The 14,020-nt window shown below is 33.7% G+C and carries 14 protein-coding genes; 10 read left to right on the forward strand and 4 right to left on the reverse strand.

The window, feature by feature from the left end:
* Nucleotides 1–13 precede the first annotated feature (13 nt).
* Nucleotides 14–760: a Fe-S cluster assembly ATPase SufC gene (gene sufC / locus R9X47_RS00445; RefSeq protein ID WP_432664693.1), complete on the reverse strand. Its 747-nt coding sequence runs from the start codon at nucleotides 758–760 to the stop codon at nucleotides 14–16.
* Between the two features lie 211 nt (nucleotides 761–971).
* On the opposite strand from sufC, the gene R9X47_RS00450 reads away from it, so the two are divergent.
* Nucleotides 972–1,418: a MarR family winged helix-turn-helix transcriptional regulator gene (locus R9X47_RS00450; protein WP_432664694.1), complete on the forward strand. Its 447-nt coding sequence runs from the start codon at nucleotides 972–974 to the stop codon at nucleotides 1,416–1,418.
* 160 nt (nucleotides 1,419–1,578) lie between these two features.
* Nucleotides 1,579–2,265 carry an FMN-dependent NADH-azoreductase gene (locus R9X47_RS00455; protein WP_432664695.1) on the forward strand — a complete coding sequence of 229 codons (687 nt, stop codon included), beginning with the start codon at nucleotides 1,579–1,581 and terminating at the stop codon, nucleotides 2,263–2,265.
* Nucleotides 2,266–2,393: 128 nt separating this feature from the next.
* Here the strand turns inward: R9X47_RS00455 and R9X47_RS00460 are convergent, their stop codons facing one another.
* The gene (locus R9X47_RS00460; protein WP_432664696.1) at nucleotides 2,394–2,906 is read right to left on the reverse strand and encodes a hypothetical protein; all 513 of its coding nucleotides are present in this window, start codon (nucleotides 2,904–2,906) and stop codon (nucleotides 2,394–2,396) included.
* A gap of 69 nt (nucleotides 2,907–2,975) precedes the next feature.
* Entirely contained in the window at nucleotides 2,976–3,476 is a 501-nt protein-coding gene (locus R9X47_RS00465; protein ID WP_432664697.1) for a hypothetical protein, read from the reverse strand.
* A gap of 388 nt (nucleotides 3,477–3,864) precedes the next feature.
* Here R9X47_RS00465 and R9X47_RS00470 point away from each other — a divergent pair, with 388 nt between their 5' ends.
* Nucleotides 3,865–4,650 (forward strand): TatD family hydrolase, encoded by a 786-nt coding sequence (locus tag R9X47_RS00470; RefSeq protein WP_432664699.1) that lies wholly within the window; start codon nucleotides 3,865–3,867, stop codon nucleotides 4,648–4,650.
* A 142-nt stretch (nucleotides 4,651–4,792) separates the two neighbouring features.
* Here R9X47_RS00470 and R9X47_RS00475 read toward each other — a convergent pair whose 3' ends face one another.
* On the reverse strand, nucleotides 4,793–5,101 hold the full coding sequence (locus R9X47_RS00475; RefSeq protein ID WP_432664700.1) for a hypothetical protein: 309 nt from the start codon (nucleotides 5,099–5,101) through the stop codon (nucleotides 4,793–4,795).
* 233 nt (nucleotides 5,102–5,334) lie between these two features.
* Here R9X47_RS00475 and R9X47_RS00480 point away from each other — a divergent pair, with 233 nt between their 5' ends.
* The 7 genes from R9X47_RS00480 to R9X47_RS00510 all read left to right on the forward strand — a co-directional run bounded on the left by R9X47_RS00480 (nucleotide 5,335) and on the right by R9X47_RS00510 (nucleotide 13,922).
* The gene (locus R9X47_RS00480; protein WP_432664701.1) at nucleotides 5,335–6,012 is read left to right on the forward strand and encodes a response regulator transcription factor; all 678 of its coding nucleotides are present in this window, start codon (nucleotides 5,335–5,337) and stop codon (nucleotides 6,010–6,012) included.
* Complete coding sequence (locus tag R9X47_RS00485; RefSeq protein ID WP_432664703.1) at nucleotides 6,009–7,037, forward strand: ATP-binding protein; 1,029 nt, start codon at nucleotides 6,009–6,011, stop codon at nucleotides 7,035–7,037. Before R9X47_RS00480 ends, R9X47_RS00485 begins: the two co-directional genes overlap by 4 nt.
* A 101-nt stretch (nucleotides 7,038–7,138) precedes the next feature.
* On the forward strand, nucleotides 7,139–7,891 hold the full coding sequence (locus R9X47_RS00490; RefSeq protein ID WP_432664704.1) for an ABC transporter ATP-binding protein: 753 nt from the start codon (nucleotides 7,139–7,141) through the stop codon (nucleotides 7,889–7,891).
* Between the two features lie 2 nt (nucleotides 7,892–7,893).
* Nucleotides 7,894–9,861, forward strand: a complete 1,968-nt coding sequence (locus tag R9X47_RS00495) for an ABC transporter permease (RefSeq protein ID WP_432664705.1) — start codon at nucleotides 7,894–7,896, stop codon at nucleotides 9,859–9,861.
* Between the two features lie 268 nt (nucleotides 9,862–10,129).
* A complete protein-coding gene (locus R9X47_RS00500; protein ID WP_432664706.1) occupies nucleotides 10,130–10,609 on the forward strand; it encodes a helix-turn-helix domain-containing protein in 480 nt (159 codons plus the stop codon).
* 18 nt (nucleotides 10,610–10,627) lie between these two features.
* Nucleotides 10,628–11,494, forward strand: coding sequence for an alpha/beta fold hydrolase (locus tag R9X47_RS00505; RefSeq protein ID WP_432664707.1), 867 nt, complete (start codon nucleotides 10,628–10,630; stop codon nucleotides 11,492–11,494).
* A gap of 361 nt (nucleotides 11,495–11,855) precedes the next feature.
* A complete protein-coding gene (locus R9X47_RS00510) occupies nucleotides 11,856–13,922 on the forward strand; it encodes a methyl-accepting chemotaxis protein (RefSeq protein ID WP_432667565.1) in 2,067 nt (688 codons plus the stop codon).
* Nucleotides 13,923–14,020 lie beyond the last annotated feature (98 nt).

Raw genomic sequence — 14,020 nt, forward strand, 5'->3', positions numbered from 1 at the left:
TCACCTCTTTTGATTAAAGGATTTTCCTTAAATTTTCATATCCATTTTTCTCAATTTCTTCAGCTAAACTCATATCTCCAGTCTTTATTATTTTTCCATCGACTAATATATGGACAAAATCCGGTTTTAAGTAATCTAATATCTTGTTATAGTGGGTTATGACTAATATGGCATTATCATCATTTGAAAAGGTCTTTACACCACTAGAAACCGTTCGGATAGCATCGATATCGAGGCCCGAATCGGTTTCATCAAGAATAGCTAGCTTTGGCTCTAAAACAGCCATTTGTAGTATTTCATTCTTTTTCTTTTCGCCACCAGAGAAGCCTTCGTTTAAGTATCTAGACAAATATTCTTCCTTCATTTCAAGCATTTTCATCTTATCCTTCAAAAGCTTTCTAAATTCCATGAACCTATAGTTTTGTCCAGTAATAGCTGACTTTGCACTGCGAAGAAAGTTTTCAACGGTTACTCCGGGAATTTCTTCAGGATACTGAAAGGAAAGAAAAATACCTTTCTTTGCTCTTTCGTCTACTCTTAAATCATTGATTGATTCATTTTCAAAAACAATTTCACCATTTACAATGGAGTGTTTTGGGTGTCCCATTAAAGCATTAGCTAGGGTAGACTTACCAGCACCATTTGGACCCATTATAACGTGGGTTTCTCCCTTTCTAATTTCTAGGTCCAGACCCCTTAAGATTTCTTTCTCATCTATTTTCGTTTCTAATCCCTTTACTTGTAAAAGCAAATCTTTCATAGTAATTTCAACTCCTTAGATATATGTTTTATATACTACTAAATTAGTATGAATTATCTTTAGTTATATCCTACTACAGTACTCGGGATTAGTCAATGAAAAACATTGTCAAATAATAAACTATATCAATTAGATGAATTGGTGATAGAAAAATGAAAAATTAGAAAAAAGGATTCTTGACAATAGTACTAATTAGTAGTATATTTGTTATATGAATAATGAAAAAAAATCCTATGGAAAAATTGATGACTTAAATCTAAAGTTAGTAATTGCTTTGTCGAGAAGTACTCAATCTCTTCATAGAAGGGGATTGAAGGTTGTAAAGGAAGGAGGTTTAACTAGTTCGCAATTTGGAGTACTTGAAGTGTTGTATCATAAAGGAGATCTTCGAATCAGTGAGATAATAGAGAAAACACTGTCTACTGGCGGAAACATGACTGTAGTTATAGACAACTTAGAAAAAGAAAAACTTATTAAAAGATATCGTGATCCTAAAGATAGAAGAGCTACCTTAATTAGTATCACTGAAAGTGGGAAAGAATTAATGGATGTAATATTCCCAAAACATGTTGATGATTTAAGAGAAATTTTCGGAGTGCTATCAAATGAAGAAAAAGAGATTCTCTTTGTATTATTGAAGAAATTAAGTGGTGTATAGATATTTTTTTAAAAAAATATTACTAATTAGTATAAAACTAGTTAGTTTCAAAAATGAACAATTTTTTTTATAAACACATAGTACTAATTAGTAATAAAATCAGTATAATTAAGATATGATTTTAAAATATTGAAGGATTAGCAAAGGAGGGCGTTTTATAATGGTAAACATACTTAAAAGATTATTTAAATCAGAAAGGAATGATGAAGAAATGAAAAAAGTATTATATATAACTGCAAATCCAAAAACTGAGGAGCAATCCTTTAGCCTAACAGCTGGTAGAGAGTTTTTAAATCTATATAAGCAAAATAATCCAAATGATGAGGTTACCGAGATAAATCTATATGATATCAATGTACCAAATATTGATGCAGATGTATTTAGTGGGTGGGGTAAGCTTCAGAGTGGTAAAGGCTTCGATGAGTTGACGGAAAGTGAAAGAATAAAAGTAGGCGAAATAAATCAGTTTACTGAGCAATTTATTGAAGCTGATAAATACGTATTTGTAACACCTATGTGGAACTTTTCAATTCCTCCAAAAATGAAGGCATATATTGATACAATCTGTATTGCAGGAAAAACCTTTAAATATACTGAAAATGGCCCGGTTGGACTTTTAAAAGATAAAAAGGTAGTCCATATTCAAGCTTCAGGCGGAGTGTATTCAGAAGGCCCAGCTAAGGACTTTGAGTTTGGAAACAGCTATATAAAATCTGTTTTAGGATTTATAGGTATTGAGTCTGTTGAATCAATACTAATCGAAGGAACTGCTCAATCAGAGCCAGGAGCTGATGCAGTTAAAGCAAGTGCTAGTAAAAGGGTTAAAGAAGTTGTAGAAAGCTTTTAGAATTGTTTGATAATAAATATTCTAAACGCCACAAAAACGCTACAAGCCGTCAAAAGGACTTGTAGCGTTTTTGCTTGTTTATAAATATCTAATACCGCTAGGCTATACTATATCTGTAACTATCACTTCTAATCAGGATCACAATTTGGACTGCACTGTCGTGGGCATTGTATAACTGGCACTGTTGACAGTATTAGTAGAGCTTTACAAACATCTGATACATCAATAAAGTACCTTGTTTCTTCTCCGATATAAAATGCATTAACCTTTACTTTGCACCATAGAGCTCCAAATATACCATTAATTATACCAGGAATTCCAGGTATAATCTGGAATACTTGAATTACAGATTTCTCCTCGAATTTAATACCAAGGGAGTTAAGAATTTCTCTTACCCCCATGAGATCTCTACTAGTTTCAGCATCGGGACTACCAACTGTTAGTCTTACAAGATTAGATTTTGTAGGATCATCATAATCATTATCGGTTTCCAGAGGCTTTGTTTGTAAGTATCCAGTAATACTAATATCTCGACTTGCGATGCTGTTTAAAATACAACTAAGGGTAGGATCGTCAACAATAAAACTAAACTGGGTTCTAAGCTTATAGGCAAGGTCACTGGGGCTAAAATCTTGACTCATTTTATCAACCCTCCTTCTTATAATAATCTTTATTATACAAATGTTAATGACAGTTTCGTTCTATAACTTCTAACCACAATCACAATCTGGACTGCATTGTCGTGGACATTGACCAGTTGGCACTTGGGACAAGATTAATAAGGATTTACAAACATCTGATACATCAATAAAAAGTCTTGTTTCCTCTCCTGCATAGAATGCATTAACCTTTACTTTACACCATAGGGCTCCAAATATACCATTAAGTATTCCCGGAGTACCAGCTACAACTACAAGTATTTGAATAACAAACTTTTCTTCAAACTCCACCCCAAGAGAGTTAAGTACGTTTCTTACACCCATAAGATCCCTACTAGTTTCAGCATCGGGGCTACCTACTACTAGTCTTACTAGATTAGCATCATAGTCATTATCTGTTTCAAAGGGCTTTGTCTGTAAATAAGCAGTAATACTAATATCTTGACTAGCAATACTATTTAAAATGCAACTAAGGGTAGGATCATCAACTGTAAAACTAAATTGAGTCCTAAGCTTGTAAGCAAAACCACTAGCTGTAAACTCTTTGCTCATTTTATCAATCCTCCTTTTGGAAGTAATCTATTTTTTCAGGAATGTTTAATTATTAGTTAGGCTGTTCCTCACCCTCCTTTCGGTACATAGTATTCATAGTCTAGGGGATTTGTACATCAAATTCAAAACAAGCTAGAGATAAGCAACTTTAAGGTTTAATAAATTTCTGTGAAAAAATGTAGAAGCGCTCGTTATTTTCACAAAAATTTATTTTGAATCTCAAGGTTGCATATCTATAAATGAAAGACCCTAAAATATATTCACGAAAACAGTAGAAAAATATTCAAGAACCCTGACAGGTATGTGTCAGGATTCTTTTGTTATAATGAAAAAAGTGATAACTATTGACTGAACTATTCCATGAGAAATTAAAAAAGGGGGAAAAGATATGCTTTTCGATTCTCATACCCATTTAACAAGTAGACGGTTTGATAGAGATAGAGATAAGGTAATTCAAAGAATGGAGAAAAATGACGTAACGTATGCATTACTACCAGGTAGCAGTTTTGAAAACTCTGTTGAAGCCGCTGAATTAGCTAATAAATATGATATGTTTTATGCCTCTGTTGGTGTACATCCATGCAATACTAAGGATTTAGATGGAATGACACTTCAACTATTAAAGGCACTTGCTAGAAAACCCAAGGTCGTAGCAATAGGTGAGATAGGTCTTGATTATTATCATGACGATTCACCTATAGATATCCAAAGAAAATGGTTTATAGAGCAAATTAGACTTGCTAAAGATTTAAAGTTACCTATGATTATACATGATAGAGAGGCAAATGATGATGTCTTTAATATTCTAAAACAGGAGAATGCCTTTGAAACAGGGGTTCTAGTACATTGCTATTCAGGCAATGCATCTCTTGCTAGAAAATATGTAAGATTAGGTGCATATCTTTCAATAGCAGGTCCAGTAACCTATAATGGTGCAAGAAAATTACATGAAGTTGTAAAAGCAGTTCCATTAGACAATATCATGATAGAAACCGATGCTCCAAGTCTCACACCCCAACCGTTAAGAGGAAAGAGAAATGAACCATCTTATGTAAAGTATGTAGCTGAAAGAATAGCGGAGTTAAAAGAAATAAGCTATGAAGAAGTAGCAGAAAAGACTATGGAAAATGCTAAGAAATTCTTTAGAATACGTGATAGGAGAATGTTATATTAGTACAAAATTGTAATTGAATCGGGGGAGAAAAATATGACTTTGAAGAACTATATCTTATAGATATAGAGAGACTTAAAAATTAAGACAATCCGTTATAGCGGATTGTCTTGATTTTCTAATAGAATAACTTAACATAAAAATTTTATTGGTTACCCATATTTCCCATCTGGCTTAGAAAAGTCATTGCAACTTCAAGTCCCTTTACAAGCTCAGTTTTTACTAATTCTAAATTCTTCTCTTCTGTACCTTCTTTTACTGTAATTCTACATACATTTTTTCCAACTTCCATTAATTCAAAGTCTTCCTTTAAGATGCTTTGAACGCTTTGCTTTAACATTGATCTCGTATTTGTATCCTGTAAATAGGATTCAAATTGGTTCTGAACAGAAATGAGAATCCTTTTTTCTTCGTCTAATTTAACGTATTTTATGAATTGACTTAGTGTATCCATGATGATCATCCTTTCTCTTATGTAATATCCCTATACCAAAATATTAAATCAAATATAAGATGAACAGTCAAGTACACATTTCTAAATAATATAACTGTTAGTAGATAAGAATTTATACAATAAAGTCTATAAAGCTAAAGATATCTTCATTACTCCTTATATTTACCTTACAATAATGTAAGGTTTGTTTTGGATCATAAATAGTCTGATATAATAATATCGGGGAGTGATATATGATGTACAAAATACTAATTGTTGAGGATGATAATACAATATCCTCAATTATGAGGGATAATTTAAATAAATGGGGATATAATGCTTTAGTTACTTCAGATTTTAATAATGTTCTTGGTGAGTACACGTCCTTTGAGCCTCACCTAGTACTATTGGATATAAATCTACCATACTATGATGGATTCTATTGGTGTGCAAAGATAAGACAAATTGCTAACGTTCCTATTATCTTTATATCATCAAGGGAGACGGAGGGAGATAAGATACGTGGAATAACACAAGGCGGAGATGACTACATAGAAAAGCCATTCTCACTTGATATGCTTATAGTGAAGGTACAGGCAATATTACGAAGGGCCTATTCATATAGTGATCAGACTTTAAATGTACTTCAACATAGGAACATTATATTAAACATAGAGGATACCAAAGTCTTTTGCGGAGAAGATGAAGTAAGATTAACCCATAATGAGTGTAAAATTCTTTCATTATTGATTAGAAATTCTAACAAAACTACTACTCGTATACGTCTTATCAAGGCACTATGGGATGATGAGAGCTTTGTAGATGATAATACCTTAACGGTAAATGTAAATCGGCTGCGCAAAAAGTTAAAGGGTTTGGGGTGTTCCGACTATATAGAGACCATAAAGGGAGAAGGGTATAAACTGGTATGAAGATTATAGATTATCTAAGGGAAAAATGGCTTACATATATTTTTATCACTTGTAGTATTATATTTGCTGCTACTGTATATAGGTTAGATAGAAAGTTTACTATGTCCAAATCCAATGCAAGCTATATTACAGTAGGATTATCATTATTGCTTATTATCTTTATATCAATTGACTTTATGGTTTATAGTTCTCGTATAAAGAAGTTTAAAAGCTATTGTGCTAATAACCCTCTTTCTGATGAGGACTTAGATCTATTCACATATCCAATGGATAAAGAATACGGAAAAATTCTTCATAACACAGTGAAGGAATATGAAAGATTTAAGGGAGATATACGTAATAAATCTTCAGAGGAACTGGAATTTATCACAAAATGGATACATGATATAAAGGTACCTATATCAGCCTTAAGACTTATCTTAGAAAGTGATGATGACGTAGGACTAAATTTTTATCGTAGAATGGATACAGAAATAGCAGCTATAGAGCAATATACCCAAAGAGTCTTTTACCATATTAAATCTAATAGATTCTATAATGATTACAAGATTGCTAAGTTGGATACAAAGAAACTAATTGGAGATGCCCTCAAGAGCTACTCTAATTTTTTCAGTTATAAGAAGATAAATATATCTATTTTAGGTGATAATCACAAGGTATTGACCGACGAAAAGTGGAGTGGATATATTATCTCACAGATTCTTTCCAATGGAGAAAAGCACACTCCATCTAATGGACACATTACCATCAGAACTATTAAGCAAGGGAATGAGACAAGCATACAAATAAGAAACAGTGGTAAAGGAATTTTGTCAAAGGACATTAATCAAATATTTAACAAAGGCTACACCTCATCTGAGGATAGAAGTGGAATGAAGTCAACGGGATACGGCATGTATCTTTCAAAGAAACTCAGTAATATGCTTGGCCATAAATTAACCGTAGAATCAGAATATGGAGAGTATGCCCAGTTTAGCTTGACCTTTATGGAGAATGATACTATCCATAGTGTGACGAAAATGTAAGGTTGAAAGCCTGAAATGTAAGGTAGTTCGATTTTGATAAAATTCTCTATAGTGTATGATTTACTCATATGTAGTGGTAAATCATATGGAGGTGATACACAATGAAAATATTAAAAACAGAAAATATTAGTAAAGTGTATGGAAAGAAGAAGAGCTCAAAGCAGTATATGGCGCTAAGAAATATAAGTTTTGAAGTCGAGGAAGGACAATTCATAGGTGTGATGGGAGCATCGGGTTCTGGAAAAACCACCCTGCTTAACATATTGGGTAGCATTGATAAACCTACAACAGGTAGATTTTTTATGGGAGATAAGGATATTACTGCCTTAAGCAAAAAGCAACTGGCTAAGCACAGAATGGCTAATATCGGTTTCATTTTTCAGGACTATAATTTACTCGAAACAATGACTTTAAAGGAAAATATAATATTGCCCCTAGCTTTATCTGGCCATAAGCCTAAGGCTATGGAAGATAGGCTAAATGAACTGGCTAATAATATGGGAATTACTAAGGTGATAGATAAATACCCCTATGAAGTTTCTGGCGGAGAACAGCAAAGAGCCGCTGCATGTCGTGCGCTGATAACGAATCCAAAGATTATACTGGCCGATGAACCAACGGGCAATCTAGATTCAAAGTCGGGTAAGGATTTGCTTGAGCTATTGGCATATATTAATGATGAATACAAAGCAACGATACTTATGGTAACCCACGATGTCTTTGCAGCCAGCTATTGTGAAAAAATAATGTTCATCCGTGATGGAGAGATATACAACGAGCTTTATTCAGGAGACAATAAGAAAGACTTTTTTGACTCCATCATTGATGTAATGAGCGTTCTTGGGGGTGAGTAGAGATGAGACTGACTACATTAGCCCTATCAAACATAAAAAGAAACTTTAAAAAGTATGTAATGTATTTCTTTTCACTGAGCTTTAGTGTGTTTACTGCATACACCTTCTTTGCTCTCATGCAAAATGAGTATGTGTTAATGGCTTTTTCCTATGATGATAGATATAAGGCATTGCTTAAAAGCTTCGGTATTATCATAATGGTATTTGTGATGTTTTTTTTAATAAGCTCTAACAGTAGCTTTATTAGAGCTAGAAAAAAGGAAATCTCCACCTACTCATTGTTCGGGATGTCAAACGGTAGGATTGGAAAACTCTTATTCCTTGAAACCTTGATTGTAGGAGCAACAGCCCTTATTGTTGGAATCGGAGCAGGAATATTCTTTTCTAAGCTTGTGGCAATGATCCTGCTAGATATCTCTTTAGCGTCATTTACTGGCAGCATAGAATTCACTATATCTCCTAAAGCAGCCTATATAACGGCTGGAATTTTTATGTCTATATTTTGCATCATGGGACTGTCGGGACTAAGGGTTATTAATAAGTTTGAATTGGTAGATTTATTCAAAGCCCATAAGGTATCAGAGGGCAGATCAAAGGGATCAATAATAGTATTAATTCTATCGCTTTTACTAATAGGAACTGGATACTACTTAGCCTCAAGCCCAAATCCTATGACAGTTGTAAGTTCAGCAATTCCAATACTTCTCTTAGTTATAAGTGGAACATATCTATTTTTCTGGGGTGGACTACCGAAGGTATTAAGCTTAATAAAGGGAAATAAAAATAGCTATTACAGAGGAGTTAATTTAATATCAGTATCAGCCTTTTCACATAGGATAAAGTCGATAGGAGCTGTTATGGCCACCATAGCTGTTTTATCGGCAGTTGCCACAACGGCTATTGCTACAGGATATACTCTATACAGCAATATTGAAAATAATACTTATGAGCAATTAGGATACGATATGTATTTTTATGGAGGCCAGGATGAAGTCCTGGATGATGTAAGGGCTGCCTTTAAGGAGCATGGTAACGAAGTTATTCACGAGTTTACTGCTCAAAGATATACATCGCCTTCAAGTGTTGAGGTTTCTGGGGTTATGGATTCGCCTTTCACAATAAGCAAGGATGACTACTTCAGAGTATATCCTGAATCGTTATACAATAAGCTCATGTCAATAACTAGATGTGATGAAAAGCCCGTTAAGCTAAAATCTGGCGAAGCGATTTATGTCTATCCATTTTTAGCAGATAGAATAGCAGAGGCAGTAATGGGAAAAGAGCTTGTTTATACTGAGAAGGTACTGACCATAACCTCAACAACAAGGTCAGGTATTTTATCCTTTGGCGCATATCATACGATTGTAATAAGCGATGATGATTTCACAGAACTTTTAAAGAGTGGTCAGATAACTGATAAAGGTAGTGATGGAATACCCTATGATAAGGTGACTGTGTTCATATATGAAAAGCCCTTGAGTTCGCCAGAGCTAAACCGTGACTTAACTGAAATTTTGTCCGGGAAAACAGGTAGCTTTAGGACAGCATATACCCTTTATGATGAGTCATTGCAGACCTTCGGATTGATATGTTTTATCGGCTTCTTTATGGGAGCCGTCTTTATACTTATGACTGCAAGCCTGTTGTATTTTAAGCAGATAATGGCGGCAGAAGAGGAAAGGCATCAATATAGAATCTTAAGAAAAATCGGTGTAGATGAAGCAGTAGAAAAAAGAGTAATAAAAAAGCGTTTAATTCCAGTATTCTTGATACCATTGTTGGTTGGAATAGCCCACAGTATTTTTGCCATGAAATCAGCTGATACCATGGTTTTCTCAAATATGATATCAGCTCCAAACACTTACCTTAAAGTACTCATGTATTCAGGTGTGATGTACGGGATATACGCTATTATATATAGTATATTCTATTTCATTACGAAGGGGCAGTACTCAAGGATAGTGAAATAGATTGATATGCATTAGTTCTTGAGGTAAAAGAGGACGAGTTAAGAATAGCAGGATTCAAAGACTCTAGAAAGATAGAGAGTTTTTGATTCTGCTATTTTTCAATTTTATTTATTAGGATATCAAAAGTGCAAGAATAAAATGTGGTAATATCTAAACTTATTCTTATTCTTCAAAAGACTTCAAAGCTCCTTAAAAGTATATAAAACTACATAAACGGTTGTAAAATTACCTTTGGTGTGGTACTATAGTGATAAGAGGAGATGAAATTATGGAAAATAAACTTTATACAGTGGATCAAGTGTCTGAAATGTTAAATATACACCCGAAAACGGTTAGAAAGTATATAAGAGAAGGAAAACTAAGAGCCACAAAGATGGGTAAGCAATGGAGGATTACAGGACACGATTTAAGCTTGTTTGTGGAAGTTAATGAAAATGTGCCTTTAGAAAACCTCAACGAAATAACCTATAGTACTTCTGAGCTAGAGGTTAAACCAAATAAAACCAATGATAAAGTTTCAGTTTCTACAGTAGTAGATATTCTTGTTGAAAACAAAGATGAAGTAGAAAGAATATCAAACACACTTATAGCAGTTATGAACTCTAAAGATCCCAAATATGGAAAATCAACAGTTAATATTCAATATATAGAGAAGTCTCAGAAATTAAGAGTTATGTTATGGGGAACAATACATTTTACGGAGACATTCTTAAGTTGTATCTCTGTGTTAGTAGATGAAAATGGGTAAGAAGGGGGGAGGGAAGAAATGAAAAATAATTCGATTTATAAGTCAAGTGAAGGAAAATCATTGATTATAAATCATTATGAGAATATTATCAAAGAATGGCCAGTAATTAATGAATTTATTAACCTTAACACTAGTTTGGGAAATACATTTATCATTGCTAGTGGGAAAAAAGAAAATAAGCCAATCATATTGCTACATGGGTCTTCAACAAACTCGGTTATGTGGATGGGTGATATCAAAAGACTTAGTGAGAATCACAGAGTTTACGCCATAGATATAATAGGTGAGCCAGGAAAAAGTGATGAAAATAGACCTGATATGAAGGGTGATCATTATGGAAAGTGGTTAGATGAAATTTTAGATGGATTAAATATTGAAAAGGCTATACTTATTGGAAACTCACTTGGAGGATGGATGGCATTAAAGTATGCTACCTATAAGCCTGAAAAAGTTGAAAAACTTGTTTTATTGGCTACATCAGGTATAACTCCTGCTAAAGTTTCCTTCTTGATTAGAGTAGTACCCTTGATGTTATTAGGAAAAAAGGGTATAGATAAGTTAAATAGGATTGTATATGGGCAAGAGGTTATACCTAAGCAAGCTCTAGAGTTTGGTAATCTTATTATGAAACACTACAAGCCGCGCATGGGATCGTTGCCTGTATTTACTGATGAAGAGTTAGATAAGCTAATAATGCCTACTTTGTATATTGGAGGAGAAAATGATGCATTATTAGCTTCAAGAAAAATAGCTAGTAGAATAGAAAAATTACTTCCTAAATCTAAAACTATGGTTTTAGAAAATACAGGACATGTTTTAATTAATATTATTGATTGTGTAACCTTATTTATAGATGGGGAGCTTGATGTATTAAAAACTAATTAAATCAGCTGGAAATATGATATTTAAGGGTATAATGACTCTGGAAAGATGATAGAGAGTCTTTATATCCTTTTTATTATGTTAATTTATCGGAGGAGAATCGCAAGTTTGATACTTGTAAAATACATGTAAAATTATAACGAAAAATGTAGAAAAAGGTCAAAAAATGTGGTAAATTAGAAGTAATAGAAAAAACTTTTTCAAAATTCTTGCAATACGTAGGTAATTATGGATTTGTTAAAATTATTAATGAATATAATTTCATTTACGTGTTTCAAGAAAGTCAGCTTTGGGTAATCATTAAAAAGTACTATTTCATTAATTTATTCCGGAAACAATTAAAAAATTAGGGGAGGTTTTCATGATGCTAAGGGGATCAAGGAGTATTCAAGGAAAGTTTTTAGCTGTAACGGTAATTTCTATTTTAATTGCGTTAATAGCTGTCGGGGGAATAGTGAGTTATCAAGTATATATGCAAGCCAGGAATGATTATTTTAATAATTCTAATGAGCAGATGAAAATAGTGTCAAGTTCTATTAACATTTTATATGATCAAGTAGATAAAGATATCAATATGATGGCAAAGCACCCACTAGTAATTGGAATAGACGATAGCATTACTACATACAAAACTAATACGAAAGAAACTAAAATGACTCCATCTCGAAATGGTGGTATTGAACAGGATATTTATGAAGTATTTAAACATTATGCTGATACCCATAAAGGTACACAATATGTATACTTAGGGACCAAGGAGGGCGGTTACATACAGTGGCCTGAGACTAGCATAAATGAAAAGTATGATCCTACTGCAAGACCATGGTATGGAGTCGGATTGGATGCGAAGGGAAGTATTGCAAGAACATCGCCATATGCTGATGCAATGAGTAACAGCTTGATTACGAGTAATATACGTTCATTCACTAATAAGAGTGGAAAGGTTTTAGGTGTAATAGGGATTGATGTCCAGCAATCGGTTATTAGTGAGATGCTTAGTGAGATGAAAACAGGTGATACAGGTTTTTCAATGATCGTACATAATACAGGTATTATTATGGCCGATGGTAGCAATCACGAGAATAATTTTAAGAAGATAGAAGAGATTGAAGTAGAAGGATTGGAAGGACTATTATCAGAAGAATTGAAGACTTTTGATGTATCTATTAATGGAGTAAAATACATTGTTAATCCAAGCAAAGTTGAAGGTACAGATTGGGTTTTAGCATCACTTATGTCAGAGAAAGAATTAACAGCAGGAGCTAGAAAGGTAATTTCTTTGGTTGCTATTGTTTCATTAATTATGTTAATTATAACAGGAGCAGTAGTTACCATTAGTACCAAACGAATTACTACACCTATAATCAAAGCTTCTCAGAATCTAGCAGTTATAGCCAAAGGAGATTTTTCTGAGGAGATTGACAATAAGTACTTATCAAGAAAAGATGAGATAGGAACAATTACTAACGGTATTAATGACATGAAAAACTCATTAAGGGGTCTTGTTAATAGTATTAAGAATGAATCAACGACTATTGAAAATGAAGTAGAACATGTTATAAATGACGTTAATCTCTTAAATAGCAGCTTAGAAGATATATCTGCCACAACAGAAGAATTAGCTGCAAGTATGGAGGAAACGGCTGCTTCATCGGAGGAAATGTCAGCTACATCTCAAGAAATTGAAAGAGCCGTTCAGTCTATAGCAGAGAGATCTCAAGAAGGTGCAATAGCCGCCGGTGAGATAAGTAAGAGGGCAGAAAGTACTAGAGAAAATGTAAATGAGGCCCAAAGAAAAGCAGCTGAAATATTTAATAATACAAAGGATCAATTGGAGCAGGCCATAGAGGATTCGAAGGTAGTGGATCAAATTAATATTTTATCGGAATCGATTATGCAGATAACAGAACAAACTAACTTGCTTGCATTAAATGCTGCTATAGAGGCCGCAAGGGCTGGAGAAGCTGGGAAAGGTTTCTCGGTGGTTGCCGATGAAATAAGAAAACTTGCTGAGCAGTCAAAGGACACCGTTCTCAAAATTCAAGACGTGACTGCCAAGGTTACAGGATCGGTAGAGAATCTTTCTAGTAGTTCTAATAGTCTGCTAACATTTGTTGCTACAGACGTAAACAAGGATTATGAGGTTATGTTAGATGTGGCTGAAAAATACAATAATGATGCAAGATTTGTTGATGAATTAGTAACTGAATTCAGTGCTACGTCAGAAGAACTTTTGGCATCTATCGAAAATGTTCTAACAACAATTGAGGGAGTTGCTTCTGCTGCTACAGAAGGTGCAAGCGGAACAACGGATATTGCAAGTAGGGTTACTGATGCAACTCATAAATCCAGTGACGTTATGGAACAAGTTTTGAGATCAAAGGAAAGTGCTGATAAACTAAAAGAGGAAGTAGCAAAGTTTAAGATATAATGAATTATATACAATGAAGCTTTAAAATATTAATGCCGTGCTCTGCACGGTATTTTTATGTCTAATGTTAGGGTCGAGCTAATTTAGATTTTAGAGTG

It is taken from the genome of Wukongibacter baidiensis (genome assembly GCF_050888315.1).
In the GTDB taxonomy this organism is placed as follows: Bacteria; Bacillota; Clostridia; order Peptostreptococcales; family Caminicellaceae; genus Wukongibacter; species Wukongibacter baidiensis.

Bases quoted from the DNA above. Each gene is read 5' to 3' on its own strand.
- R9X47_RS00450 (WP_432664694.1), top strand. From the start codon at position 972: ATGAATAATGAAAAAAAATCCTATGGAAAAATTGATGACTTAAATCTA.
- R9X47_RS00455 (WP_432664695.1), top strand. From the start codon at position 1,579: ATGGTAAACATACTTAAAAGATTATTTAAATCAGAAAGGAATGATGAA.
- R9X47_RS00505 (WP_432664707.1), top strand. From the start codon at position 10,628: ATGAAAAATAATTCGATTTATAAGTCAAGTGAAGGAAAATCATTGATT.
- R9X47_RS00465 (WP_432664697.1), bottom strand. From the start codon at position 3,476: ATGAGCAAAGAGTTTACAGCTAGTGGTTTTGCTTACAAGCTTAGGACT.
- R9X47_RS00495 (WP_432664705.1), top strand. From the start codon at position 7,894: ATGAGACTGACTACATTAGCCCTATCAAACATAAAAAGAAACTTTAAA.
- sufC (WP_432664693.1), bottom strand. From the start codon at position 760: ATGAAAGATTTGCTTTTACAAGTAAAGGGATTAGAAACGAAAATAGAT.
- R9X47_RS00485 (WP_432664703.1), top strand. From the start codon at position 6,009: ATGAAGATTATAGATTATCTAAGGGAAAAATGGCTTACATATATTTTT.
- R9X47_RS00460 (WP_432664696.1), bottom strand. From the start codon at position 2,906: ATGAGTCAAGATTTTAGCCCCAGTGACCTTGCCTATAAGCTTAGAACC.
- R9X47_RS00510 (WP_432667565.1), top strand. From the start codon at position 11,856: ATGCTAAGGGGATCAAGGAGTATTCAAGGAAAGTTTTTAGCTGTAACG.
- R9X47_RS00475 (WP_432664700.1), bottom strand. From the start codon at position 5,101: ATGGATACACTAAGTCAATTCATAAAATACGTTAAATTAGACGAAGAA.
- R9X47_RS00480 (WP_432664701.1), top strand. From the start codon at position 5,335: ATGATGTACAAAATACTAATTGTTGAGGATGATAATACAATATCCTCA.
- R9X47_RS00490 (WP_432664704.1), top strand. From the start codon at position 7,139: ATGAAAATATTAAAAACAGAAAATATTAGTAAAGTGTATGGAAAGAAG.
- R9X47_RS00470 (WP_432664699.1), top strand. From the start codon at position 3,865: ATGCTTTTCGATTCTCATACCCATTTAACAAGTAGACGGTTTGATAGA.
- R9X47_RS00500 (WP_432664706.1), top strand. From the start codon at position 10,130: ATGGAAAATAAACTTTATACAGTGGATCAAGTGTCTGAAATGTTAAAT.